This is a genomic window from Streptomyces sp. NPDC052687 (assembly GCF_040678395.1).
Classification (GTDB): Bacteria; Actinomycetota; Actinomycetes; order Streptomycetales; family Streptomycetaceae; genus Streptomyces.
This window is the reverse complement of sequence record NZ_JBFATR010000051.1, coordinates 1-24,244: the sequence shown is the minus strand read 5'-3', so window position 1 is coordinate 24,244 and position 24,244 is coordinate 1. Positions and strand designations below refer to the sequence as shown.

The window sequence follows — 24,244 nt, the reverse complement described above, 5'->3', positions numbered from 1 at the left end:
CGCGGGGCGCGCGCTCGTTCGGCGGACCGGTCAGGGGCAGGAGCGCTTGACGTCGTTCTCGGCGGTGGCGCGCGCGGTCGCGGCCAGCCGGGCGAAGCCGTCGGCCAGGCCGGCGAGGACCTCGGGCCTGAGCCGGTAGTAGGTGAACCGGCCGCACGGCTCGGTCTCCACCACGCCCGCCTCCCGCAGCACCCGCAGATGGTTGGAGAGGTTGGTCTGGCGGGCCCCGGTCTCCTCCACCAAGTGCGTGGTGCACAGCGTCTCGTGGGCGAGCAGGGTGACGATCCGCAGGCGCAGCGGATCGGCCAGCACCCGGACCAGATCAGCGTCAACTGACGTCAGCATGGACTGATCGTCTCACATCGCCCGAAGCCGGACCCCCGGCCCCGGCGCCCGCCCGCGCCGGGGCGCCCACGGTGATCAACGCCCGGCGCTGCCGGTACGCTGAGGCAGCCGCGGCGCTCCCCCCACATCACCCGCACCCGCGCGGTGAGTTCGCCCCGCGGCGGTCGACTCACTCAGGACGAGGACGAAGCACAGGTGCTCATAGCGGGCCGGTACCGGCTGCACGACGCGATCGGACGCGGCGCGATGGGAGAGGTCTGGCGGGCGTACGACGACACGCTCGGCAGGCCGGTGGCCGTCAAGCTGCTGCTGCCCCAGGACTCCGACACCACCGCCGCCTCCCGGTTCCGGCTGGAGGCGCAGACCGCCGGCCGGCTCCACCACCCGCACGTGGTCGGTGTCCTGGACTTCGGCACGTACGAGGACAAGCTCTTCCTGGTGATGGAGCTGGTCGAGGGCGACAGCCTGGCCGGGCTGCTCGCCCGCTCCGGCCCGCAGCCCGCCGACCGGGTCGCCCGGATCGCCGCGGAGGCCGCCGCCGGGCTCGCCGCCGCCCACCAGCAGGGCATCGTGCACCGGGACATCAAGCCCGCCAACCTGCTGCTGGACGCCGACGGCACCCTCAAGATCGGTGACTTCGGCATCGCCCGCTTCATGGACGACCCGGCCGCAGCGCTCACCGCGACCGGGCAGATCGTCGGCACCAGCCTGTACATCGCGCCGGAGCGCGCCCTGGGCAAGCCCGCGGGACCGCCGAGCGACGTCTACTCGCTGGGCTGCGTGCTGTACCAACTCCTCACCGGCAGCCCGCCGTTCCAGGCCGACAGCGCCATCGCCATCCTCCATCAGCACCTCGACGCCACCCCGACGCCGCCCCGCCAGCTGGGCGCCCAGCTGCCGCCCGCCTTCGAGAGCTATCTGCTCGGCCTGCTGGCCAAGCAGCCCGAACACCGGCCCACCGCCGAGCAGGTCGCGGAGTGGTTCGCCTCGGGGGCCTGGCAGGGCCGCCCCGAGCCGCTGCCCGCGGCCGCCCCGGATGTGCCCGCGCCGGAGCGGCACCCCGAGCCGCACTCGGCGCCGCACCAGCCGGCCACCCGCCATCAGCCGGCCACGCGTCACGCGTCGTCCTCGCGGCGGTCGCCGGCTCCGCGCCAGCAGCCGCCCGCGCAGGCCCAGCCGCGTCCGCTGGGCGAGACCGGCCCCGCGACGACGTACATGCTGCCGTCGACCTCCGCTCCGGCCTCCCGGCGCCGCCCGCCGGCCCCCGGAAACCGGCGGAAGGTCGCGGCCGGCGCCGCCGGTGTGGGTCTGTTCCTGGCCGCGATGGTCACCGGGATGCTGCTGTTCTCACCCGACGACAGCGACACGGAGAGCTCCCGCACGGACCCCTCGACGTCCGCCGACCCGTCCGCGACGGCCCCGGCGGCGCCGCAGGGCCAGGGGCAGGCCCCGGCCGCGGACGCGCAGGCCCCCGACTCCCAGGGGCAGCCCCCGGCCGGCGACGCCCCGGGCCAGGTCCCGGCCGCCGGGACACCGGCCGCGGAGGCCCCGGCCACCCCGGCCGCCGCCCAGACGCCCGCCGCCGTCCCCTCGCCCGCCACCTCGGCACCGCCGCCGGCGGCCGGTGACCCGGCACCCGCGGCAGACGACGGCGACGAGGGCGGGGACGACTGACGGCGCGACGCGGCGAGACACGGAGCGTCGCGGCGAGGAAAGGCGCGGCGAGGAAAGGCGCGGCGAGGAAAGGCGCGGCGAGGAAAGGCGCGGCCGGCCCGCTCAGCGGGGCTTCCCGTTCTCGGAGAGGTCCTGGAGCAGGTCGGCCGAGGGCACGAAGAACAGCGTTCCGGTGACCGCGCGGGAGAAGTCCAGCAGCGGGTCGGGGCCGCCGCCGGGAGTACCGACGAACATCCGGCGCAGCATGGTCTCGGTGAGCTGCGGGTCACGGGCGTAGGCGATGAAGTACGTGCCGAACTCGCCCCGCCCCGGGCGGCCGAACGGCATGGCGGCGCGCAGGATGCGCTGCTCGGTGCCGTCCGGGCCGAGCACGGTGTTGACCTCCTTGTGGGAGCCGGGCGCATCCCGTTCGAGCCCGGTCGCCTTCACCCGGCCCACCACCCGCTCCTGCTCCTCCGTGGTCAGCGCCTCCCAGGCCGCCATGTCGTGCAGGTACTTCTGCGCGATCGCGTACGAGCCGCCCCGGAACTCGGGGTCCTCGTCGCCGACGAGCGCCGCCTCGGCGGCGTCGGCGCCGACCGGGTTCTCGGTGCCGTCGACGAAGCCGAGCAGGTTGCGGGCGTCGTAGTGGGCGAACGCCTGCACCTCGTCCTGGACGGTGACCGCGCCGCCCAGCCCCTTCATGATCTCGGCGGTCAGCGCGAAGCACAGGTCGGGCCGCGCGGCCCGGATGTGGAAGAGCAGGTCGCCCGGGGTGGCCGGGGCGTGGTGACGGGGTCCGGTCAGGGCGCGGAACGGATGCAGGCCGGCGGGGCGCGGGGCGCCGTAGAGCCGGTCCCAGGCCTCGGCACCGATGCCGGCGACGCAGGACAGGCCCGCGTCGGGGTACGGGAAGGCGAGCGCCCGCTCCCATCCGGGGAGCGCGGCCAGCACCTCGCGGGCGGCCTTCTCTCCGCCGGGGTCGACGGTGACGACCAGGAAGAACGCGGCGCGGGCGGGCGGGCCGAGCACGGGCTGCGGCCGGCCGCGGGGCGATGGAACCGACGTTACCGACGGAAGCGAGGACGACATGGCTCCCCCTCTGCGACGTGACGTCACGGCCACGGTGGCCGGCCGGCACCCGACACCATGCCCGGTGCGGCGGGCGGCGACACGGCGCACGAGGACGGCACGGGGGGCACGGTGCGGCGTCGGCCCGGCGGAGGGCGGCGTGCCGGGGGCGGGGCTGCCGGGGTGGGCCTGCCGGAATGGGTCTGCCGGGGGCAGGCTGCGGGGATGGCCCTGCCCAGGAGGGCGGATCTGCCGGGGGGCGTCAGCCGGTGGGGCGGGCCGGGTCCGGCAGGCCGAGCAGCCGCCGGACGGTGCGCAGGACGCCGTCGTCGTTGTTGGAGGGGGCCAGGTGGCGGGCCCGGCGGATGACCTCGGGATGGGCGTTGGCCATGGCGAAGGACCACTCGGCGGTGTCCATCATCTGGAGGTCGTTGAGGTAGTCCCCGAAGACCATGGTCTGGGCCGGGGTGATGCCCAGTTCCCGCTGGAGGGCGCGGACGGCGGCGCCCTTGTCGGCGCTGCGGTTCATCACGTCCACCCAGTGCTCGCCGGAGACCACGACCTGGTGGGTCCCGGCGAACGGGGCCAGGGCGGGCGCGGTGGTGCGCTCGGCGGGGCCGAAGTCGTACAGGGCGACCTTGAGGATGTCGTCGTCGACGGCGGTGACGTCCTCGACGATCCGGTTCTCGACGTAGTACCGGCGCACCTCGGTGAGGAAGGGCGCGTCGGTGCGCTCGACGTAGGCGGACCGCTTGCCGCAGACGACGGCCCCGACGTTCACTCCGTCGGCGGACAGCCGCCGTACCGCCGCGACGACCCGGGCGACGACGTCCGGCTCCAGCGGGTCGGAGCTGAGCTCGACGCCGTCGCGCACCACGTAGGTGCCGTTCTCCGCGATGAAGACCATGCCCCGCGCGGCCGGCGCGAACTCCCGCGCCAGGGTGGCGTACTGCCGCCCGCTGGCCGGGCTGAACAGCACGCCCCGCGCGCGCAGCTGCTCCAGCGTCTCCCACAGCCCGGCCGGGGGCCGCTTGTCGTCGTCCAGGAGCGTGCCGTCCATGTCGGTGACCACGAGCCGGATGTCGGCGGGGGCGACCGGGGTGTCGGCGGGGGTGTCGGCGGGGGTGGGGAGGGGGGAGTGGGAGTACGGCATGTCCTGCTTCCTGCGACGGCAGCCCTTTGTCGTTCCGTGGCCGACCGTCAACCCTACCTGGGCGATCTCACCCGTCCGGGCGCACGTGCCGCTCCCCCGGTTTCCCGGACGCGCTGATCATGAGCGCGGCACAATGGCCGAAGACCGCGGCATGGGCGAGGAGAGGACACGACGTGAGCGAGACCCCCACCCCGGCGGAGGGAGCGGCACGCCTGAACACCGGTGTGGCGCACAACGCCCGGGTCTGGAACTACTGGATCGGCGGCAAGGACAACTACGAGGTCGACCACCAGGTCGGCGATCACGTGGCCGGGATGTTCCCGGTGATCCGGGACATCGCCCGCGCCGACCGGGAGTTCCTCGGCCGGGCCGTGCGGTTCCTGGCCGCCGAGCGCGGGGTGCGGCAGTTCCTGGACATCGGCACCGGGCTGCCCACCGCCGACAACACCCACGAGATCGCCCAGCGGGTCGCCCCCGAGTCGCGGATCGTGTACGTCGACAACGACCCGATCGTGCTGATCCACGCCCGCACCCTGCTGACCGGCAGCGCGGACGGCGCCACCGACTACATCGACGCGGACGTGCACGACCCGGACACCATCCTGGCGCGCGCCTCCCGCACCCTGGACCTGTCCCGGCCGGTCGCGGTGATGATGCTGGGCATCCTCAACTTCGTCCTCGACACCGGCACGGCGCGGGACATCGTGCGCCGGATCATGGCGGCGGTCCCGTCCGGCAGCTTCCTGGTGCTGACCCACCCCACCTTCGAGCCCGACCTGGGCGGCGAGGGCCAAATCGCGGCGATGAAGTTCTGGAACGAGAACGCCACCCCGCCGATCACCGCCCGCGGCCGCACCGACATCGCCTCGTTCTTCGACGGGCTGGAGTTCCTGGAGCCGGGCCTGGTGTCGTGCTCGCAGTGGCGGCCGGAGAACCCGTGGCCCGTGGTGGTCCCGCAGTTCGGCGCGGTGGCCGTCAAGCCCTGACCCCGCGCCCCGGCCACGGGAGCCGTGCGGACAGGCCCCGCCTCCGCCCGCCTCCGCCTGCCTCCGCCTGCCTCCGCCCGCACCCGCTCGCACCCGCGGCGCGGGCGGCCGGCCGGCCGGGTGTGTGCGCCGAAACGGTTTTCCGACGACACACGAAAGTATGATCAAGCAATGTCTGACATGACCGAAACCACGCCCGGTTGGCTGACACCCGACGAACTCGAACTGGCCCGCGCGCGCATGCCGATCCTGTACGTCGAGGCCGTGCCGGTCCGCGTGGACGACAGCGGCGAGGTCACCAGCATCGGACTGCTGCTGCGCATCGGGCCGGACGGCACGGTCAGCCGCACCCTGGTCTCCGGCCGGGTGCTGCACCACGAGCGGGTCCGCGACGCCCTGCTGCGCCATCTGGAGAAGGACCTCGGCCCGGTCGCCCTCCCCCGGGTCCCGGCCTCGCTCCAGCCCTTCACGGTCGCCGAGTACTTCCCGACCCAGGGCGTCACCCCGTACCACGACCCGCGCCAGCACGCGGTCTCCCTCGCCTACGTCGTCCCGGTCACCGGCGACTGCCGGCCCCGCCAGGACGCCCTCGACCTCGTCTGGTTCAGCCCGCAGGAGGCCGCCTCGGAGGCGGTGCAGAGCGAGATGCCGGGCGGGCACGGCGTCCTGCTGAAGCAGGCGCTCGCCCACGTGGGCCTGGCGCTTTGAGCGCGGCAGGCAGCGGCGGCGCCCTGCGCTTCGCCCCGCGCCCCTGCACGCTCGTCGTGTGCCGGGGCTGCTGCTGCGGCAACGCGCGCAAGCATCCCGGCACCGACCACGCCTGGCAGCTGGCGCGGCTGCGGGCCGCCGCCGCGGACTCCGGCGGCCGGTTCACCGTCCGTACGACGGACTGCCTCGGCCCCTGCGACCAGGCCAACGTCATCGTCGTCCAGCCCTCCGGCGCGGGCCGGCGGGCCGGGGGCCGCGCGGTGTGGGTGGGGTTCGCCATGGACGACGACTCCACGGAGGAGCTGCTGGCGTGGGCGGACGCGGGCGGCCCCGGGGTGGCGGAGCCGCCGGCGACGCTGGAGCTGCAGTTCATCCCGGCGCCGCGGGAGGGAAAGGTGCGCAGCCGCCGCCGCTGAGGGACGAAGCGGGCAGCCGCCGCTACAGAACCGATTGGGCAGCCGCCGCTGAGGACCGAGCGGGCAGCCACCCGGGCTGCCGGGGCCGCGAAGGCTTTTTCGTAATGGGATCCATTTTCATGTAGCGTTCTGCCTGGTTCACCGACCCAGGAAGGACTCCCATGGCCGTTCCCAAGCGGAAGATGTCCCGCAGCAACACCCGGCACCGCCGCGCCCAGTGGAAGGCGAGCACGCCGAACCTGGTCCCCGTCACCGTCGACGGGGTCCGCCACCTCGTGCCGCAGCACCTGGTCCGGGCGTACGAGCGCGGGCTGCTGCGCCCCGAGGGCTGAGCCCCGATGCCGTACGACCGACTGCCCGTCACCGTCCTGTCCGGGTTCCTCGGGGCGGGCAAGACCACGCTGCTCAACCATGTCCTCGCCAACCGCGAGGGGCTGCGCGTCGCCGTGATCGTCAACGACATGAGCGAGGTCAACATCGACGCGACGCTGGTCCGCGGCGGCGAGGCCGCGCTGTCGCGGACCGAGGAGCGGCTGGTCGAGATGACCAACGGCTGCATCTGCTGCACCCTGCGGGACGATCTGCTGGAGGAGGTCGACCGGCTGGCCCGCGAGGGCCGCTTCGACCACCTGCTGATCGAATCTTCGGGCATTTCGGAACCCATGCCGGTTGCGGCCACGTTCGCGTTCGCCCGCGACGACGGCGCCACCCTCGGCGACCTGGCCCGCCTGGACACCATGGTCACCGTGGTCGACGCGGCCAACTTCCTGGCCGAGCTGGACAGCGGCGACGAACTGGCCGAGCGCGGCCTCGCCCCGTACGAGGACGACGAGCGCACCGTCAGCGATCTGCTCATCGACCAGGTCGAGTTCGCCGACGTCCTGGTGCTGAACAAGCTGGACCTGGTGGACGCCGCCACCGCCGACCGCCTCCGCGCGGCCCTCACCCGGCTCAACCCGGCGGCCCGGATCGTCCCGGCCACGCACGGGCGGGTGGACCTCCGCCAGGTGCTCGACACGGGCCTGTTCGACCTGGAGCGCGCCCAGCAGGCACCCGGCTGGGTCCGCGAACTCAACGGCGACCACGTGCCGGAGACCGAGGAGTACGGCATCTCCTCGACCGTGTTCCGCTCCGCACTCCCCTTCCACCCCGGGCGGCTGTGGACGTTCGTCACCGAGCGGATGGACAGCGGCGCCCACGGGCGGATCCTGCGCTCCAAGGGCTTCTTCACCCTGGCCACCCGCCCGCACGTGACCGGCCTGTGGTCACAGGCGGGCTCCGTCGCCCGCTTCGAGCCGTCCGCGGCCCGCGACGACGAGGCACCCCACGCGCAGGAACTGGTCTTCATCGGCACCGGGCTCGACGCGGCCTCGCTGCACGCGGACCTGTCCGCCTGTCTGCTGCGCGCCGGCGAGCCGCTGCCCGCGGAGGATCCCTTCCCCGCCTGGGCGACCCACGGGATGGACGAGGCCTGCGTGCTCGAACACCCCGAACAAGCCGGACACCGCGAACACCGCGAACACCCCGGACTCGCCGAGCTCGTCGGCGAGCACTGAGAATCCGGGCCGGGCGGCGAACGCAGCCACGGCACCGCCCGGCCCGGTCCCCCGAACCCGCCTTCACCGGCCCTGTGCCGCTGCGAGCCCGGCGGGAGGGTGCCCGAGGCCCGCGGGCACCCTCCCCCCGTCACGGCCCTCACCGCACGGCCCTTCGCGACAGGCCCTTCGTGGCAGGCCCTTCGCGACAGGCCCTTCGCGACAGGCCCTTTCAGGCCGCCGCCGCGAGGAGGTCGATCAGCGTGGCCCGCGCCCGGGCCACCCGGGAGCGCAGGGTGCCGACCGGGCAGCCGCCGATCCGGGCCGCCTCCGCGTACGGCAGTCCGAGCAGCTGGGTGAGGACGAAGGCCTCCCGGCGCTCGTCGGGCAGCGCCGCCAGCAGGTCCAGCAGGGCGACACCGTCGTCGAAGCCCGGCAGTCCGCACGGCTGCGCCCGCTCGACGGCCGTCCGCCAGTCGGCGGCGTCGCAGGGCCGCGGCCGGCTGCCGGCGTGGCGGTAGCTGTCGACGACGGCCCGGCGGGCGATGGCCAGCAGCCAGGAGCGCGCCGAGGACCGCCCCTCGAAACGGTGCAGGCTGCCGAGCGCCCGCAGGAACGTGTCCTGCGCCAGATCGTCGGCCGCCTGCGGGTCGCCGCACAGGTGGGCGACGTATCGCAGGACGTCCCGGTGCAGGGCGCGGACGAACCGGTCGACGGCGTCCGGGTCGCCGCCGCGGGCGGCGAGCGCCCAGGCGGTTATCGACTCGTCCGCGCGTTCGGGCATGGGCAGGGCAGAAGTGATCACCTGGTGTCCTTCTCGTCACGTGGGGAGCGGCCGTACCGCCCCGCACGGGCGTACGGCCGGGGCCCGGGACGCGCACGGGCGGCCCGGGAAGCCGGCTGTCGTCAGGCGACAGCGGTCCCCATGGGCGGACCCCGTGAGGTGAGCGCGTGGACGAGGAGGAGCCGGCGCGGCGACCGGTCCGAGCGGCGCCGGCGAGGCCGCGGGCGGGGCGGACCGGCGACGACGACCAGGGCGAGCGGCAGCCGCAAGGGTGCCGCGAGCCAGCCGGCGACGGCGCGCAGGATGCGGAAGGCGGCGCGCTCGCCGTGGGCGAGCCACAGACCGCACAGCAGCGCGGCCAGGAGGTGGGCGGCGAGCATGCCCGACGAGAGTCCGGCGGGTGCGGGCTCGACCGCCATCGACCCGGCCGCCCCCGCCGCGGCGCCCATGTTCCCCAGGTGGGCCATGTGTTCCATCTGGTCCATGGGGGGCATGTGGGCCAGGTGGGCGGTGTGCCCAAGGTCCGGGGTGCCGGCCTGGGCGTACGAGAACGCCGAGTGCAGCGCGGTCTGAGCGGCGACCACGACGGTCGTGATCAGCGGCAGCCCGCGCTCCCGCCCGGCCAGGGCCCAGCCGACGGCACCGGTGACCGCGAGCCCGCCGGCGAGGGTCCAGCCGGGCACATGCCGGCCGGACATCAGGACGTGTCCCAGGGCGGCGAGCAGCACGCAGACGGCCGCGAACACCGCGGCCCGCACCGTGCGCGCACCCCACCCTGCCGTCATGACCGCCCCATCCTCCCATCCACGGCCCGTTCCCCACCCGCGCCTGCGGAAATCGGCGGGACCGCGGACCGGATGGAGGGCTGCCGCTGACCGGTCGACCGCCCGGACCCGCACACCGCCCGGACGCGCACACCGGCCGGCACCTGTCAGGCGGCGGTCGTCATCGGCCGGTTCAGGGCGGCCGGTTCAGGGCGGCCTGTTCAGGTGGACGGGTTCAGGTCGGCGAGGAGCAGGGATCGGGCCGCTCCGGTCGCCCGTCCCGCGCCAGTTCGGCGTTGAACCGCGCGCCCGCCAGCAGCACGACGTGGGTAACCCACAGCCACACCAGGAACGCCACCACGCCCGCCAGGGAGCCGTAGAGACGGTCGTACGTCGCGATGTGGGACGCGTAGAAGGCGAAGCCCGCGGACGCCAGCAGCCAGAGCAGCACCGCCAGTGTTCCGCCGGGCAGTGTCTGCCGCACCCCGCGGGTCTCCGGCGGCCCGGACCGGAAGAGGAGCATGACGAGGGCGACGACCACCGTGAACAGCAGCGGCCACTTCAAGCCGGCCCAGACGAGGGCGGCCTGATGGTCCGTTCCCGTGCCGCGGCCGATGGCACGGGCGATCCGCTCCGCGGCCGTGAGCGTCAGCACCCCGCTGACCAGCAGGGCGAGCACGGTCAATGCCCGCAGCAGGCTGGCGGGGAACGTCCGCCACGCCGGGCGGCAGTCGGGAACGCCGTACATCGCGTGCAGCGCCCGCCGGAAGACGGCCAGGTAGCTGGAGGCGGACCACAGCGCGGCGCCGGCGGTGCCCACGAGCAGCAGCCAGCGGACCGACGAGCCCTCCCGCAGACTGCTCATGGCCTGGTCGAGGACCGGCCGGGCCGTCTCCGGCACCAAGGCGGCCAGTTGCGGGACGACCTCCTGGGGGGAGTCCGTGCCGAGCAGGGCGATGGAGAAGCCCACCACCAGCAGGGCGGGGAAGACGGCCAGCACCGCGTAGTACGTCAGCGCCGCCGCCCAGTCGGTGAGGTCGTCCTCCCAGACGGCGGCCGGTGTACGGGCCATGGCCCTGGCGTACGCCCCGCGCTCGTGCCGAACGGGCGCCGGGCCGCTCACGGGTGCACCGATCGTCATGACACCACCGCTCCGTCCAGGACCTTCCGCGACCCGGTCGCCACCCGGCCTTCAGCGTGCCGGGCGGGTGCCGGCGAGTTGCCTGTCTGGTGCCCCGTCAGAGCGGTGTCACGCCAGGGAGTCACGGCGGTGTCACCGCGCGTGCTTGCCCTTCGCGTGCTTCGGCTTTCCCTGCCGCGCCTGGGCCTTCTCTGCGGCGGGGTCGGCGGGACCGGCGGGGCCGGCTGCTCCGGAACCGCTCGCGCGGCCTCGCTGCGGCTCCCGGTTGCCGTCGGCCGACGGCGCGCCGCTGTCGCCCGCCGTGTCCTCGGCCGCCGTGTCCTCGGCCGCCGTGTCCTGGGCACCGGTGACCGGCCGGCTCCCGGTGTAGGAGGGGGAACGCCGCGCGGACGCGGACACGGCGGCGGCTCCGGACGCCGAGGCGGCGGGGGACGCGGACGGGGAGGAGGAGGCGGACGTGCCGGACCGGTCCGCGGGCGGTGCGGCCGGCTCGGTCGTGGCGGAGCGAGGCGGACCGGACGCGGCGTTCTCCGCCTCGGCGGGCGGCCCGCCCACCGAACCGGCCAGGCCGACGCCGAGGACGGTCAGGGCCGCGCCGGCGGTCAGCAGGACCCGGCCGGCCCGGCGTGCGCCGGGCCGGCCGGACGGGGACCGCGCGGGCTCCGGGGCGGCGGACGCGGGGACGGCGACTCCCTCGGCGCCGGCGCCCAGCGGCGCGGCGGCCAGTGGCTTGACTCCCGCCTCGTGCGACCTCAGCGTGTCGAGGTTGCGCCCGTCGGCGTCGACCTCACCAGACTCGCCGCTCTCGCCGCTCTCGCCGCTCTCGGCCGGAGCCCCGGGCACGGCGGATCCCGCGGGCGCGCCGGACGCTTCCGCGGTTTCCTCCGATGCCAGGGCGGCCAGGGCCCGCTCACAGGCCTGCGCGTCCGGCCGGCGGCTCTCGTCCGCGTCGGTCATGGCTCGCAGCAGGTCGGCGAGCGCCTCCGGCGTGTCCGGCGGTATGACCGGGGGCCGGTGCAGGCGGGCGATCGCCGCCTCCAGGGGTGCCCCGTCATACTCCAGTTCACCTTTGACGGACTCGATGAGCACCAGTCCCAGGCTGTAGATGTCCGCCGCCGGCCCGGCGCCCCGGCCCAGCACCTGCTCCGGGGCCATGTACGCGGCGGTCCCCACGAGGGCGCCCGGAGCGGTCTGGGACGTGGTGTCGAGCAGCCGGGAGATGCCGAAGTCCGTCAGGCGGGGGACGCCCGCCTCGTCCAGCAGGATGTTCGCGGGCTTGACGTCGCGGTGGACGACTCCGGCCCGGTGCACATGGGCCAGCGCCGAGGCCAGCGCGGCTCCGATCCGGCAGGCCTCGGCGGGCGCCAGCGGGGCCGCGGCGATCCGTCGGCGCAGCGTCGTGCCCCTGACCAACTCCATGACCAGGTAGGGCGTTCCGTCGTCGCGGCCGCAGTCGTACACGGTGATCAGGCCGGGGTGCTGCAGCTGGGCCAGCAGCCGGCCCTCGCTGTCGAACCGTTCCTCCGTGTCGGCGGCACCGTCCGGGCGGAAGACCTTCACCGCGACCGGCCGCCGCAGCCGCAGGTCCATGCCCTCGTACACGTCGGCGGCGCCGCCGCGGCCGAGCAGGTCGTCGAGCCGGTAGCGTCCGGCCACCACCTGGGCGGTGAGCCGGTAGTCCGGCCGGATCGGCCACGAGCGGACTTTCATCACTGCGCTCCCTGCGTCCTGTTGTCACCTGCCGTCGTCCGCCCGCCCACGTGTGTGCCACCGGTGGCATGCCCAGCTGTGTGGTCGCGAGCACCATATGCACGTGTGCCCGCTCAGCCGCCGGGCATCCCCCCTTTGCGCAACCCGGCCTCGTGGACGGAGGGTTCGGCAGCGTGTCGCGCATGATGGACTCATGCGGACTCGACCGGTGCTGGTCTTCGACGGCGACTGCGGCTTCTGTACGTCGTGCGTGTCGTTCGTCGAACGCCGCCTGCGCCCCGACTGCGAGACCGTGCCCTGGCAGTTCGCGGATCTCGCCGCGCTGGGCGTGACGCCGGAGCGCGCCGCCCACGAGGCGCTCTGGGTGACCCCGACGGGCCGGGTGTACGGCGGTGCCCGGGCGGTGGCGAAGATCCTGCTGCGCTCGGGCCGGGGCTGGGCGCCGCTGGGGGCGCTGCTCATGCTGCCCCCGATGCGGTGGGCCGCCCACGCCGTCTACCGGCTGGTCGCGGACAACCGGCACCGGCTGCCCGGCGGAACGGCGGCATGCGCGGCACCGGAGCCCCGCCGGCCGAGGTGACGACGCCCGGCGAGGGTCGGTGACGACGCCCCGAGGGGATAGGTGACACTCCCGCGGGCGAAGGTCACGACGCCGGGCGCTGGGTCCCGCCGGAGGGGGTAGGTGAGGACAGCACACGACCATCGCGTCTGCGAAGGAGACGAGCATGACCGACGACGCCTACCTGTTCCTCGTGGACGACCCGTCGATCCCGCTGGGCGCGGCCGTCGCCGCGGTCGGAGACCTGGCGTGCCTGGAGACGCCCGCAGTACGGGCCTGGCTCGACGCGCACGAGGTGACCGCCGCCTCCGCGACGGTCCGGCTGCTGCCGCCGGAGGAGACGGGCGCCATCCCCGACGGGGCGGAGAAGCTGCCCGTTCCGTTGAGCGAGGACGAGCTGAACCGGCTGCGCCTCGCGCTGGCGCCGGACGCCCTCGCCCGCGTGGAGGAGGAGCTGCTGGCCTACCGCGACTGCGCGGGCGAGCGGGACGCCCTGCTGGCGCGGGCCGCGGCCGCCGGGGTGCCGCCGCACCGCATCGTCGAACTCACCGGCGAGGACCCCCGGACCGTGGCGGTGGCCACGGCGGCGGCCACCGCGGCGCAGGGGCAGGGCCGCCCGTCGGACGCCGGCCCGCGGCAGCGGTGACGGGGAAGGGGAAGACGGGGAAGACGGGGAAGATGACGAGCGAGGAGACACGCATCAGGCTCCGGCTGCTGGAGGACCGGCTCGGCGAGCCCACCCCGGCACCGATCGAGGGTCAGACCAGCATCCCCCTCCCCCGGCCCACCCCGGCGGACGACGAGGACGAGGAGACCGGAGCGCCGTGACACGCCTGCGGCGCGGGCTCTCCGTGCGGTGACCTGATGATCCTGTGCACGTGACACGACCGAGGGGCCGTTTCAGATCTCTCTGAAACGGCCCCTCGACCTGCGACTCTCACAAGTCGGGACGACAGGATTTGAACCTGCGACCCCTTGACCCCCAGTCAAGTGCGCTACCAAGCTGCGCCACGTCCCGGTGCCGTCTGACCTGGGGTTTCCCCTGGCCGAACGCGCAGAGAAACAATACCGCACTCGGGTCCGTGGTCGCGCACCCCTTTTCGCCCGGCGGGGTCACTCGGGGCGGGCCAGGGCCGCCGTGCCGGGCGCGGGCGCGCGCGGGCCGGGCGGGGTGTCGACGCGGACCAGGCCGCGGATCGCGGGGACGGCGAGCAGCGTGGCCACGACGACGCAGCTGGTCACGCCGGAGACGATGAGCACCCGCTCGGCGCCCAGCGCGGCGGCGGCCGGTCCGGCGAGGGCCTGGCCGACCGGCATCATCGCGAGCGAGCCGGCCACGTCGTAGGCGTGGATGCGGTTGAGGACGTCGGGCGAGACCTGGGTCTGCACGCTGGTCGCCCACATCACGCCCCAGAACGACAGCCCGGCCCCGGCGACGGCGGACCCGGCCGCCATGAGGGGCACGGACAGCCCGAGGCCGACGGAGAGCGGGAAGGCGGCGAAGCCGGTCAGGGCGAGGGCGCCGGCGCGCAGCATCCGGTGGGGGCGCAGCCGCAGGGCGAGCAGCCCGCCGACGACGGTGCCGGCGCCGAGGGCGGAGTTGACCAGGCCGTAGGCGCGGGGGCCGTGCTCCTCCACCACCTGGAAGGCGACGAGCGGCCCGGTCGGTCCCCATACGGCGATCATGTAGAGGCACCAGACGGCGATCACGCCCCACAGCCAGGTTCGCGAGCGGAACTCGTGCCAGCCCTCGACCAGGTCGGCCCGGAAGCCGGCGGTCGCGTGGTCCGCCGGACGGCCGTCCGGGGCGGGCGGGGGCAGTCGCAGCAGGACGAGGCAGACGGCGCTGATCGCGTAGGTGGCGGCGTGGGCGGCGAACACCCCGCCGGGGGTGGCGAAGCCGACGAGGAGTCCGGCGACGGCGGGCCCGGCGAGCTGGGCGACGGACTCGGCGACGCGGATCGCGCCGTTGGCGCCCTGGACGTCGGTGGCGAGGCGCGGCACCATGCTGGCCACGCCGGGCTGGAACAGGGCGCCCGCGGCGCCGTTGACCAGGCCGATCGCGCAGATCTCCCAGAGCACCACGTGGTCGGCGAAGAACAGCGCGGCGGCCAGCGCCTGGCTGCCGAGCCGGACGATGTCGGCCCAGATCATCAGGGTGCGGGTGGCGAACCGGTCGGCGATCACCCCGGCGAAGACGACGAGCCCGGCGAAGGTGGCGGCGGTCGCGGCCATGGCGAGGCCGACCGCTCCCGCCCCGTAGCCGTGCTGGAGCAGCCCCGCGGCGAGGGCCACCGGCAGCATGGTGTCCCCGAGCCGGGCGACGGCGCGGGCGAGGAAGAACAGCCCGAAGTTCCGTGACCAGAGCCGCCGGCCGGTGCCCCGTTCCCCGGGAGCGCCGCTCCCGTCGCCCTGGACCGCACTCCCCCCGGTCGCGCTCACCCCGGCCGCACTCCCCCCGGTCGCGCTCCCCCCGGCCGTGCTCTCCCCACCCTCCGGTGTTCCGGACGTCACTGGCGAGTCTCCTTCCCGGCCACCCACTCAGGCCGGGGATACTGCCATGCCGCCCGCCGCCGCCCAAGGCATTTTCAGTCCGCGGCCGGGAGCCCCAACTCCGGGTAGGCGTCGAGGAGTCGGGAGGGTGCGGCCTGGCGCCAGGAGTCGGCGAGGATGTCCCGCAGCTCCGCCTCGTCCTCCAGCGCGGCGAGCCGCACCCTGACCCAGGCGAACTGCGCCTCGTGGTCGGCGATCCAGAACTTCTCCGGCTCGGCGAGGACCAGTTCCTCGCGCTCCTCCTTGGGGCAGCGCACCGCCATGGAGGTCTCGTCCTCGGGCAGGGTGGCGAACATCTTGCCCGCCACCCGGAACGTGGGCATGCTCCAGGCGATCTTCTCCGTCGTGTCCGGCAGGGACAGAGCGACACGGCGTACGTCTTCGGCTTCCTGCATGGCACGCACCGTAGCGCCCGCCACTGACAGTCACCCGGCGCCGAGGTGCTTGTAGTAGATCGTCGTGCCGCGCAGCGCGCCGGCCGGGTCGGCCGCGTAGTCGGGGATCACGCCGACCCTGGTCCAGCCCGCGGACCGGTAGAGGTGTTCCGCGGGGCTGCCGGTCTCCGTGTCGAGGTGCAGCAGGGTGATGCCGGCCGCGGCGGCGGCCGCCTCCGCGGTCGTGAGCAGGGTGCGGCCGAGGCCGCGGCCGCGGACGTCGCGGTGGACCATCAGCTTGACGACCTCGGCGCGGTGCCGGCTGTTGGGCTTGTCCGGGAAGGCGAGGCTCACGGTGCCGAGGACGCGGTCGCCGTCGGCCGCGGCCCACACCGCCGCCTGCCCGCACGCCACGGCCGCGGCCCGTTCGTGCCACCAGGCGAGGGCGTCCGCGGTGTCCATCGGCGCGAGGAACCCGACCGACGCGCCGCCGGCCACGGTGTCGGCCAGCAGGGCCGCCAGGCCCTCGGCGTGGGCACGTATGTCCGCGCTGCCCAGGCGGGTCACCTTCACGGCAGCACCACCGCCAGGAGGTAGCGCGCGGGCCGCTGACCCGGGCACCGGAAGCGCGTCGCCCCCCACACCCGCAGCCGCAGGCAGTCACCGGTCGCGAGAGCGTGGGTCACGTCCTGCACGGTCACCTCCAGTTCTCCTTCCAGCACCCAGATGTGCTGTTCGAGGCCCGGCACGGGCGGCCGGTCGTAGGCGAGGTCGGCGCCGGGGGCGAGCCTGGCCTCGACGAGTTCGCCGCGCAGTCCGGCGTGCGGCGGGGACACCGAGCGCCGTACGAAACCGGCGGCGCGGTCCTCCCACGCCCGCTGGTCGGCGGCCCGCACCACGGGCACGGGCTCCGCCTCCACCTCGCTGAGCAGCTGGGACATGGTCCGTCCGTAGACCGCGCACAGGCGGTTCAGTACGACGGCGGTGGGGCTGGTCTCGGCCCGCTCGGCCCGCGAGAGCGTCGAGCGGCTGACCCCGCTGCGCTCGGCGAGCTCCCCCAGGGACCACCCGCGCTCGGCCCGCAGCTCCGCCAGCCGGGCCCCCAGGCGCAGGTCCAGTTCCGCGTCTCTCATATACGGGACACTATCCCCGATATGAGACGCCCACGTTACGGCTTCCTCACGCGCGCCCGCCGAACGCCGCGAGGAATGCGCGTGCGTCGACGAGTGGCCGGTGTGTCATGCGCGTACGTCGACGGGCGGCCGGTTCCCTACCCCGCGCCGCCGCCCCGCGGCCGCCCCTCGTCGGCCTCGTCCAGCTGGCGTTCCGCCGCCTCGCGCAGCGCGTCGAGCACGGGGCGGATCAGGGGGTGCTCCTCCGCGCCCCTGCGTACGGCGGCGAAGACCCGGCGCGTGGGCGCCACACCGTCGACGGGGCGCACGACCACGCCGTTCAGGTCCATGCCGCGCAGCGCCGAGCGCGGGACGAGGGCCACGCCCGCGTCGGCCGAGGCGAGCGCCACGACGGCGCGGAAGTCGTCGGAGGAGTGCTCCAGGCGGGGCTGGAAACCGGCGCTCTCGCAGGCCAGGACGACCACGTCGTGGCAGGGGTTGCCGGGGTAGGGGCCGATCCAGGGGTCCTTCGCCAGCTCGGCGAGCGGCACCTCGCCCGCGTCCGCCAGCCGGTGCGTCACCGGGACCACCGCGTCGAAGGGCTCGGCGTACAGCGGCACGTGGGTCAGCCGGGGGTCGTCGGCGGGCGGCGCCCCGCGGTACTCGACGGCCACCGCCACGTCGACCTGCCGGTCCAGCACCATCGGCAGGCTGGCGTCGCCCTCCGCGTCCTGGACGCGGATGCGGATGCCGGGCGAGGTGCCGGCGAGGCGGGCCACGGCGGGCGCGACGACCTGGGCGATACCGGTCGCGAAGGCGGCCACGGTGACCGTGCCCGCGGCGCCCGAGCCGTACGCGGCCAGCTCGGCCTCGGCCCGCTCCAGCTGGGCGAGGACGATGTGGGTGTGGCTGAGCAGGATCTCACCGGCCGGAGTGAGCCGTACGCCCTTGGCGCTCCGCTCCACCAGCCGGTGGCCGGTCTCCTGCTCCAGCGCCGTCAGCTGCTGGGAGACCGCCGACGGGGTGAGATACAGCGCGGCGGCAGCCGCCGTCACCGTGCGGTGGTCGGCCACCGCACGGAGGATGTGCAGCCGCCGCGCTTCGATCACGGCACCGATTCTCTCAGGCCGGCGGACCGGCTCAGCCCGCCAGCTCCGCGCGGGCCGCCACGAAGGCGTCCACGGCCCGGTTCACGTCCTCGGTGGAGTGCGCGGCGGACAGCTGCACGCGGATGCGGGCCTGGCCCTGCGGGACGACCGGGTAGGAGAAGCCGATCACGTACACGCCGCGCTCCAGCAGCAGCTCGGCCATCCGGCCGGCCTCGGCCGCGTCGCCGATCATCACGGGTGCGATGGGGTGGTCGCCGGGGAGGATGTCGAAGCCCTCCTCGGTCATCCGGCGGCGGAACAGCGCGGTGTTCTCGGCGAGCCGCACCCGCAGGTCGTCGGCCGACTCCAGCAGGTCGAGGACCTTCAGGGAGGCGGCGGCGATCACCGGGGCGAGGGTGTTGGAGAACAGGTACGGCCGGGAGCGCTGGCGCAGCAGCGCGACGATCTCGGCGCGGGCGGCGACATAGCCGCCGGAGGCGCCGCCGAGGGCCTTGCCGAGGGTGCCCGTGATGATGTCGACGCGGTCCATCACGCCGTGCAGCTCGGGGGTGCCGCGCCCGCCGGGGCCGACGAAGCCGACGGCGTGCGAGTCGTCGACCATGACCATCGCGTCGTAGCGGTCGGCGAGGTCGCAGATCTCGCGCAGCGGCGCCACGTAGCCGTCCATGGAGAAGACGCCGTCGGTGACGATGAGCCGGCGCCGCGCGTCGGACGCCTCCTTCAGCTGGCGCTCCAGGTCCTCCAGGTCGCGGTTGGCGTACCGGAAGCGGCGGGCCTTGGACAGGCGGATGCCGTCGATGATGGAGGCGTGGTTGAGGGCGTCGGAGATCACCGCGTCCTCGGGGCCGAGCAGGGTCTCGAAGACACCGCCGTTGGCGTCGAAGCAGGAGGAGTAGAGGATCGTGTCCTCCTGGCCGAGGAACGCCGACAGCCGCGCCTCCAGCTCCTTGTGCACCTCCTGGGTGCCGCAGATGAAGCGTACGGAGGCCATGCCGTAGCCCCAGCGGTCCAGCGCCTCGTGGGCGGCGGCGATGACCTCGGGGTGGTCGGCGAGGCCGAGGTAGTTGTTGGCGCAGAAGTTGAGGACCTCGCCGGGGCGGCCGCCCGCGGTGACGTTCACGGTGGCGGACTGCGGGGTGCCGATCACCCGCTCCGGCTTGTGCAGTCCGGCGGCGCGGATCTCGTCGAGGGTGGCGCGCAGGTCGTCGCGCACGGAGTCGAACATGGAAGAAGCTCCTAGAAGGCTGCGAGGCGTGCGGGAGGGGTCTACGTGGTCCAGTCGAGGATGACCTTGCCGCCGCGGCCGCTCGCCGCGTCGGCGAACGCCGCTTCGAAGTCGCGGTAGCCGTACCGGCCGGTGATCACGGGGGCGAGGTCGAGGCCGCCTTCGAGCAGCACCGACATCGCGTACCAGGTCTCGAACATCTCCCGGCCGTAGATGCCCTTGATGGTGATCATCGAGGTGACGATCCGGGACCAGTCGACCGGGAACTCCTCGGACGGCAGGCCGAGCATGGCGATCCGGCCGCCGTGCGTCATGTTGGCGATCATGTCGCGCATCGCCTCGGGGCGGCCGGACATCTCCAGGCCGATGTCGAAGCCCTCGCGCAGGCCCAGCTCGCGCTGGCCGTCGGCGATGGCCGCCTGGGAGACGTTCAGCGCGAGGGTGGCGCCGAGCTTGCGGGCCAGCTCCAGGCGCTCCTCGCTGACGTCGGTGATCATCACGTTGCGGGCGCCGGCGTGCCGGGCCACGGCCGCCGCCATCAGGCCGATCGGGCCGGCACCGGTGATCAGTACGTCCTCGCCGACCAGCGGGAACGACAGCGCGGTGTGCACGGCGTTGCCGAACGGGTCGAAGATGGCCGCGATGTCGAGGTCCACGGGCACCCGGTGCACCCACACGTTGGACGCGGGCAGCGCCACGTACTCGGCGAACGCGCCGTCGCGGCCGACGCCGAGGCCGACGGTCGCCCGGCACAGGTGGCGGCGCCCGGCCAGGCAATTGCGGCACTTGCCGCACACCAGATGGCCCTCGCCGCTGACCCGGTCGCCGGCCTTGATGTCGGTGACGTCGCGGCCGGTCTCGACGACCTCGCCGACGAACTCGTGTCCGATCACCAGCGGGGTGCGGATCGCCTGCTGCGCCCAGCCGTCCCAGGACCGGATGTGCAGGTCGGTGCCGCAGATACCGGTGCGCAGCACCTTGATCAGCACGTCACCGGGGCCGATGGCGGGCTCCGGTACGTCCGCCAGCCGGAGCCCTGGCTCCGCCTTCTCCTTGACCAGCGCCTTCAACGCTACGGCTCCTGAGGGTGAGATCCCGGCCGCGGGCACGCCGAAGGGGCCCGCGACGGGGAGAGGGGTGGAATCTCCTGGCAATCTGCCGTACGAGGATGCCCCCGGTCCATCGAGGTTTTCTTAAACGGCGCCACAGCTTTCCTTCACACCCCCCGGAGGGGTCAACGCGTGCCGCCCTCCAGGCGTGCGGTGAGGTCCGCGGCCGTCGCCTTGATGGTCTCCAGTCCGGTGCGGCCCCAGGGGCGCGGTGTCAGGTCGGCGACGGAGACGGTGCCGAGCACCATGCCGGTGGTGTCGATGAGCGGGGCGCCGAGGTAGGAGCGGATGCCGAACTCGTCGACGACCGGGTTGCCCGCGAACCTCGGGTAGTCGCACACGTCCTCCAGGACCAGCGCCTTGCGCCGCACCACGACGTGCGGGCAGAAGCCGTGGTCGCGGGGCAGCCGGCGGCCGATCACCGGCCCCGGGGAGCCGTCGGGCAGGGCGGGCCCGGTCCGCGGGGTGTGCAGTCCGGCGTAGAACTGCCCTTCCTCGTCCAGGAAGTTCACCATGGCGTACGGCGACGCGGTGTGGACGGCGAGGCGGGCCGCGTAGTCGTCGAGGGCGGGCTCGGGGCGCGGTCCGAGGCCGAGGCCGCGCAGCCGCAGGGTGCGGGCGGGGGCCTCCCGGTCCTCGGGGGTGAGCAGCAGACGACCGGCCGGGCGCGGCGGCTCGTAGCTCATGGCCGGGCTCCGTCGCTGGGGGCGGATGTCATGTGCGGCTCCGTGCGGTGGGGCGGTGGGGTGCGGTGGTCACCGCGGGACGATGGGGTGTGGCGGTCGCCGCGGGGGGATGGGGTGCGGCGGTCACCGCGGGGCGATGGGGGGTGAGGGTCACCGCTGGGCGATGGGGTGTGAGGGTCACCGGTGGGCGCCGTGGCTGGGCGCGGGGACGGCGGGAGCGTGGGCGATCAGGTGCCGGACCAGGGTCAGCAGGGTCTGGACGCCGGAGGCGGAGATCCGCGCGTCGCAGCGGACGATGGGCACCCCCGGGTCGAGGTCGATGGCGGCCCGTACCTCCTCGGGGTCGTAGCGGTGGGCGCCGTCGAACTCGTTGATGGCGACGATGAAGCCGAGGCCGCGTTCCTCGAAGAAGTCGACGGCCGCGAAGCACTCCTCCAGGCGGCGGGTGTCGGCGAGGACGACCGCGCCGAGCGCGCCCTCGGACAGTTCGTCCCACATGAACCAGAAGCGTTCCTGGCCGGGGGTGCCGAACAGGTACAGCACATGGCGGGAGTCGAGGGTGATCCGGCCGAAGTCCATGGCGACGGTCGTCTCCATCTTGTTCTCGATGCCCTCGAGGTTGTCGGTTCCGACGCTGACGGTGGTGAGCAGTTCCTCCGTGCTGAGCGGCGCGATCTCGCTGACGGCGCCGACGAACGTGGTCTTGCCGACCCCGAACCCGCCCGCGACGAGGATCTTGAGCGCGGTGGGGAAGGGGTCGGCGGCGTGGTCGTGGCCGGCGGCGTGGTCGTGCCTGGTGCCGTGGTCGTGCCTGGCGCCGTGATCGTGGCCGTGGCCGTGGTCGTGCCCGGCGCGGTGGTCGTCGTACTCGTCGTACTCAGAGCTGTCGTCGTAGTCCATCGAGCACTGCCTCCAGAAGGGCCCGGTCCGTGGGTGTGTGGTGGTACGCGGGGGGCTTGGTGGTGAGCGCCCCGCAGTCGAGGAGGTCCGCCAGCAGCACTTTGGTGACCGCCGCCGGCAGCTTCAGGTGGGCGGCGGCCTCGGCGACCGAGACGGGCGCGTGGCACAGGTCGAGGACCTGCGCGTGTTCCGGGCCGAGATAGCCGAGGGGGGTCGCCCCGGTGGCCATCACCTGCGACATCAGGTCGAGCGGGACGGTGGGGCGGGTGCGGCCGTTGCTCACCGTGAACGGGCGCACCAGCCGTCCGGCCGCGTCGTCGAGCCAGGGCCCCTCGCCGACCGCCGCGCTCAAGGCCTCATCGCCGTGGGTTCGACGGCCTGCTGCCGGGGCGCGGTCACCAGGTACGGGCGCACGCTCTTGACCAGCATCGCCATCTCGTAGCCCAGGACGGCCGCGTCGGCCTCGCGGCCCGCGAGCACGGCGAGGCAGGTGCCGGACCCGGCGGTGGTGACGAACAGCAGCGTCGAGTCGAGCTCGACGACCACCTGCCGTACGTCGCCGCCGTCGCCGAAGCGGACCCCGGCGCTGCGGCCGAGGGAGTACAGACCGGAGGCCAGCGCCGCCATGTGGTCGGCGCTGTCGGGATCGAGGCCGTGGACGGACTTCACCAGTCCGTCGCAGGACAGGAGGACCGCGCTGCTGGTGTGCGGGACGCGCTGCACGAGGCCGCTCATCAGCCAGTCGAGATCGGACACATGGCCGGTGGGGGCTTCGCTCGCCATGATGGATCGACTCCTTGGGGTACGAAGGGGGGTTCGAGGGTGCGGGGAAGCGCCGGGGGACGGCGCGCGGCTGGTCATCGGGGCGGTGCGCTCCCGTCGTGCCGGACGGCGGCGATGTCCGCCGGTTCCAGACTCTGCTGGGCCTCGGCGAGGCTGATGCCCCGCTGGAAGGCGGCCATCAGGCCCGGGTCGTGGCCGACGTGCCGGTCGTCGTCCTGGCGGGGGGCGGGGCCGCCGCGCAGCTGCGGGACGAGGTGCTCCTGGGCGCGGCGGCGGGGCAGCCGGGGTTTGCCCATGGTGCCCCGCACGACGCCGTCCCGCCGCGGCACCGGGGGTACGCCCTCCCGCTCGGCCACCAGCGCCTGGTCCTGCGGTCGCAGTCCCGGCACGGCCTCGGCCGGGTTCGGCCGGTCGTCGCGTCCGCCGCGCACGGGGAGCGGGGCGGGCGCGGCGCCCGGGGCGGCCTGCGGGGGCTGTCCGGTCCAGGAGTCCGGGGTGGGACGGAAGTCGCCGGTGAGACGGGGCGCCTCGCCGACCGGAGACCCCGGGGTCTGCGCCGCGCCGGTGGCCGTGCCCGGGGGCGCCGTCTCCGTCACCGTCACCGACGACGCCGCGCTCGCCACCGTCGCCGTACCCGGCGCTGTGCCCGCTGCCGTACCCGACGCCGTGCCCGAGGCCGTGCCCGCTGCGGTGCTCGTCGCCCCGAGCAACGCCTGGGGCACGACGAGCACGGCCTGCACCCCGCCGTAGATGTTGCTCTGCAGACGCACGCCGATGCCGTGCCGGCGGGCCAGCTGGGAGACGACGTAGAGCCCGATACGGCCGTCCGCCAGCAGGCGGGCGACGTTGACCTGGTCGGGGTCGGAGAGCAGGGCGTTCATCCGGTCCTGCTCGGCGACCGGCATGCCCAGGCCGCGGTCCTCGACCTCGACGGCGAGCCCGGAGGTGACGAGGCTGGCGCGCAGCAGCACCTGGGTCTGCGGGGCGGAGAACACCGTGGCGTTCTCGATGAGTTCGGCCAGCAGGTGGATCACGTCCGCGACGGCGTGCCCGCGCAGGGTGCCGTCGATCGGCGGGACGATCTTCACCCGTGAGTACTGCTCCACCTCGGCGGTCGCCGAGCGCAGCACCTCCGTCATGGGCACCGGGTTGCTCCACTGCCGCCGCGAGACGGCGCCGCCGAGCACGGCCAGGTTCTCGGCGTGGCGCCGGATCCGGGTGGCGAGGTGGTCGACGTGGAACAGGCTCTTGAGGAGGTCGGGGTCCTCGATGTCGTTTTCCAGCTCGTCGAGGATGGTGATCTCGCGGTGCACCAGCGACTGGAGCCGGCGGGCGAGATTGACGAAGACCTCCAGTTTCTGCTCGCTGCCGGTCTGGCTGGACAGCTGCGCGGCCTGTACGACGGCGCTGACGGCCCCGTCGTGGGCGCGGGCGAGGTCGGCGGCGAGCAGGTCGAAGTCGTCGGCGTCGTCGGGCGGCGCGGCGCGCTGGGTGGGGCGGGGCGGGGTCTCGCCGCGCCGCAGCCCCTCGACGAGGGCGCGCAGATCGGCCTCCCGGCGGGCGCCGGC

At 74.5% G+C, this 24,244-nt stretch carries 28 protein-coding genes and 1 tRNA gene; 9 read left to right on the top strand and 20 right to left on the bottom strand.

Features of this window, described 5'->3' with window-relative positions; all coding sequences use genetic code 11:
- Positions 1-30: 30 nt before the first annotated feature.
- On the bottom strand, positions 31-345 hold the full coding sequence (locus AB0K92_RS28525; RefSeq protein WP_365927521.1) for a metalloregulator ArsR/SmtB family transcription factor: 315 nt from the start codon (positions 343-345) through the stop codon (positions 31-33).
- A 195-nt stretch (positions 346-540) separates the two neighbouring features.
- Here AB0K92_RS28525 and AB0K92_RS28520 point away from each other — a divergent pair, with 195 nt between their 5' ends.
- Positions 541-2,019 carry a protein kinase gene (locus AB0K92_RS28520; RefSeq protein ID WP_365927519.1) on the top strand — a complete coding sequence of 493 codons (1,479 nt, stop codon included), beginning with the start codon at positions 541-543 and terminating at the stop codon, positions 2,017-2,019.
- Positions 2,020-2,121: 102 nt separating this feature from the next.
- On the opposite strand, the gene AB0K92_RS28515 is transcribed toward AB0K92_RS28520, so the two are convergent.
- Both AB0K92_RS28515 and AB0K92_RS28510 read right to left on the bottom strand, forming a co-directional pair.
- Complete coding sequence (locus tag AB0K92_RS28515) at positions 2,122-3,090, bottom strand: Dyp-type peroxidase (protein ID WP_365927517.1); 969 nt, start codon at positions 3,088-3,090, stop codon at positions 2,122-2,124.
- Positions 3,091-3,331: 241 nt separating this feature from the next.
- A complete protein-coding gene (locus AB0K92_RS28510; RefSeq protein WP_365927515.1) occupies positions 3,332-4,222 on the bottom strand; it encodes a Cof-type HAD-IIB family hydrolase in 891 nt (296 codons plus the stop codon).
- A gap of 173 nt (positions 4,223-4,395) precedes the next feature.
- Here AB0K92_RS28510 and AB0K92_RS28505 point away from each other — a divergent pair, with 173 nt between their 5' ends.
- The 5 genes from AB0K92_RS28505 (at position 4,396) to AB0K92_RS28485 (ending at position 7,888) form a co-directional block, all read left to right on the top strand.
- Complete coding sequence (locus tag AB0K92_RS28505; protein WP_365927513.1) at positions 4,396-5,208, top strand: SAM-dependent methyltransferase; 813 nt, start codon at positions 4,396-4,398, stop codon at positions 5,206-5,208.
- 180 nt (positions 5,209-5,388) lie between these two features.
- Positions 5,389-5,916 carry an NUDIX hydrolase family protein gene (locus AB0K92_RS28500; protein ID WP_166005456.1) on the top strand — a complete coding sequence of 176 codons (528 nt, stop codon included), beginning with the start codon at positions 5,389-5,391 and terminating at the stop codon, positions 5,914-5,916.
- Positions 5,913-6,332, top strand: coding sequence for a (2Fe-2S) ferredoxin domain-containing protein (locus tag AB0K92_RS28495; RefSeq protein ID WP_365927511.1), 420 nt, complete (start codon positions 5,913-5,915; stop codon positions 6,330-6,332). The genes AB0K92_RS28500 and AB0K92_RS28495 overlap by 4 nt, the downstream gene beginning before the upstream one ends.
- Positions 6,333-6,493: 161 nt before the next feature.
- Positions 6,494-6,664 (top strand): 50S ribosomal protein L32, encoded by a 171-nt coding sequence (rpmF, locus tag AB0K92_RS28490; RefSeq protein ID WP_086173436.1) that lies wholly within the window; start codon positions 6,494-6,496, stop codon positions 6,662-6,664.
- A 6-nt stretch (positions 6,665-6,670) separates the two neighbouring features.
- Positions 6,671-7,888 (top strand): GTP-binding protein, encoded by a 1,218-nt coding sequence (locus AB0K92_RS28485; protein ID WP_365927509.1) that lies wholly within the window; start codon positions 6,671-6,673, stop codon positions 7,886-7,888.
- A 211-nt stretch (positions 7,889-8,099) separates the two neighbouring features.
- Here the strand turns inward: AB0K92_RS28485 and AB0K92_RS28480 are convergent, their stop codons facing one another.
- The 4 genes from AB0K92_RS28480 to AB0K92_RS28465 all read right to left on the bottom strand — a co-directional run bounded on the left by AB0K92_RS28480 (position 8,100) and on the right by AB0K92_RS28465 (position 12,266).
- Positions 8,100-8,651, bottom strand: a complete 552-nt coding sequence (locus tag AB0K92_RS28480; protein WP_365927568.1) for a sigma factor — start codon at positions 8,649-8,651, stop codon at positions 8,100-8,102.
- 122 nt (positions 8,652-8,773) lie between these two features.
- Positions 8,774-9,436, bottom strand: coding sequence for a hypothetical protein (locus AB0K92_RS28475; protein ID WP_365927507.1), 663 nt, complete (start codon positions 9,434-9,436; stop codon positions 8,774-8,776).
- A gap of 214 nt (positions 9,437-9,650) precedes the next feature.
- Positions 9,651-10,487 carry a YihY/virulence factor BrkB family protein gene (locus tag AB0K92_RS28470; RefSeq protein WP_365927505.1) on the bottom strand — a complete coding sequence of 279 codons (837 nt, stop codon included), beginning with the start codon at positions 10,485-10,487 and terminating at the stop codon, positions 9,651-9,653.
- A gap of 201 nt (positions 10,488-10,688) precedes the next feature.
- Complete coding sequence (locus tag AB0K92_RS28465; protein ID WP_365927503.1) at positions 10,689-12,266, bottom strand: protein kinase; 1,578 nt, start codon at positions 12,264-12,266, stop codon at positions 10,689-10,691.
- A gap of 193 nt (positions 12,267-12,459) precedes the next feature.
- Here AB0K92_RS28465 and AB0K92_RS28460 point away from each other — a divergent pair, with 193 nt between their 5' ends.
- The 3 genes from AB0K92_RS28460 (at position 12,460) to AB0K92_RS28450 (ending at position 13,653) form a co-directional block, all read left to right on the top strand.
- Entirely contained in the window at positions 12,460-12,846 is a 387-nt protein-coding gene (locus AB0K92_RS28460) for a DUF393 domain-containing protein (protein WP_365927501.1), read from the top strand.
- A gap of 145 nt (positions 12,847-12,991) precedes the next feature.
- Entirely contained in the window at positions 12,992-13,471 is a 480-nt protein-coding gene (locus AB0K92_RS28455; protein WP_365927499.1) for a DUF6003 family protein, read from the top strand.
- 32 nt (positions 13,472-13,503) lie between these two features.
- On the top strand, positions 13,504-13,653 hold the full coding sequence (locus AB0K92_RS28450) for a hypothetical protein (protein ID WP_365927497.1): 150 nt from the start codon (positions 13,504-13,506) through the stop codon (positions 13,651-13,653).
- A 116-nt stretch (positions 13,654-13,769) separates the two neighbouring features.
- On the opposite strand, the gene AB0K92_RS28445 is transcribed toward AB0K92_RS28450, so the two are convergent.
- From AB0K92_RS28445 to AB0K92_RS28385, 13 genes are all read right to left on the bottom strand, one after another.
- Positions 13,770-13,843, bottom strand: a tRNA-Pro gene (locus AB0K92_RS28445).
- A 95-nt stretch (positions 13,844-13,938) separates the two neighbouring features.
- Positions 13,939-15,171, bottom strand: coding sequence for an MFS transporter (locus AB0K92_RS28440; protein WP_365927566.1), 1,233 nt, complete (start codon positions 15,169-15,171; stop codon positions 13,939-13,941).
- Positions 15,172-15,413: 242 nt separating this feature from the next.
- Positions 15,414-15,773 (bottom strand): MmcQ/YjbR family DNA-binding protein, encoded by a 360-nt coding sequence (locus AB0K92_RS28435; RefSeq protein ID WP_365927495.1) that lies wholly within the window; start codon positions 15,771-15,773, stop codon positions 15,414-15,416.
- 30 nt (positions 15,774-15,803) lie between these two features.
- Positions 15,804-16,325, bottom strand: a complete 522-nt coding sequence (locus AB0K92_RS28430) for a GNAT family N-acetyltransferase (protein WP_365927493.1) — start codon at positions 16,323-16,325, stop codon at positions 15,804-15,806.
- Positions 16,322-16,885, bottom strand: a complete 564-nt coding sequence (locus AB0K92_RS28425) for an XRE family transcriptional regulator (protein WP_365927491.1) — start codon at positions 16,883-16,885, stop codon at positions 16,322-16,324. The genes AB0K92_RS28430 and AB0K92_RS28425 overlap by 4 nt, the downstream gene beginning before the upstream one ends.
- A gap of 137 nt (positions 16,886-17,022) precedes the next feature.
- Entirely contained in the window at positions 17,023-17,973 is a 951-nt protein-coding gene (locus AB0K92_RS28420; RefSeq protein WP_365927489.1) for a LysR family transcriptional regulator, read from the bottom strand.
- Positions 17,974-18,004: 31 nt separating this feature from the next.
- Positions 18,005-19,198, bottom strand: coding sequence for a glycine C-acetyltransferase (locus AB0K92_RS28415; RefSeq protein ID WP_166003510.1), 1,194 nt, complete (start codon positions 19,196-19,198; stop codon positions 18,005-18,007).
- Between the two features lie 41 nt (positions 19,199-19,239).
- Positions 19,240-20,268: an L-threonine 3-dehydrogenase gene (gene tdh, locus AB0K92_RS28410; protein WP_365927487.1), complete on the bottom strand. Its 1,029-nt coding sequence runs from the start codon at positions 20,266-20,268 to the stop codon at positions 19,240-19,242.
- A 164-nt stretch (positions 20,269-20,432) separates the two neighbouring features.
- Positions 20,433-20,993 carry a GAF domain-containing protein gene (locus AB0K92_RS28405; protein ID WP_365927485.1) on the bottom strand — a complete coding sequence of 187 codons (561 nt, stop codon included), beginning with the start codon at positions 20,991-20,993 and terminating at the stop codon, positions 20,433-20,435.
- Between the two features lie 177 nt (positions 20,994-21,170).
- Positions 21,171-21,893: an ATP/GTP-binding protein gene (locus AB0K92_RS28400; protein WP_365927483.1), complete on the bottom strand. Its 723-nt coding sequence runs from the start codon at positions 21,891-21,893 to the stop codon at positions 21,171-21,173.
- Positions 21,871-22,245 (bottom strand): DUF742 domain-containing protein, encoded by a 375-nt coding sequence (locus AB0K92_RS28395; protein WP_166003507.1) that lies wholly within the window; start codon positions 22,243-22,245, stop codon positions 21,871-21,873. The genes AB0K92_RS28400 and AB0K92_RS28395 overlap by 23 nt, the downstream gene beginning before the upstream one ends.
- Positions 22,242-22,676 (bottom strand): roadblock/LC7 domain-containing protein, encoded by a 435-nt coding sequence (locus AB0K92_RS28390; RefSeq protein ID WP_166003506.1) that lies wholly within the window; start codon positions 22,674-22,676, stop codon positions 22,242-22,244. Before AB0K92_RS28390 ends, AB0K92_RS28395 begins: the two co-directional genes overlap by 4 nt.
- 74 nt (positions 22,677-22,750) lie before the next feature.
- A partial coding sequence (locus AB0K92_RS28385) for an ATP-binding protein (RefSeq protein WP_365927481.1) occupies positions 22,751-24,244 on the bottom strand: 1,494 nt, incomplete at its 5' end.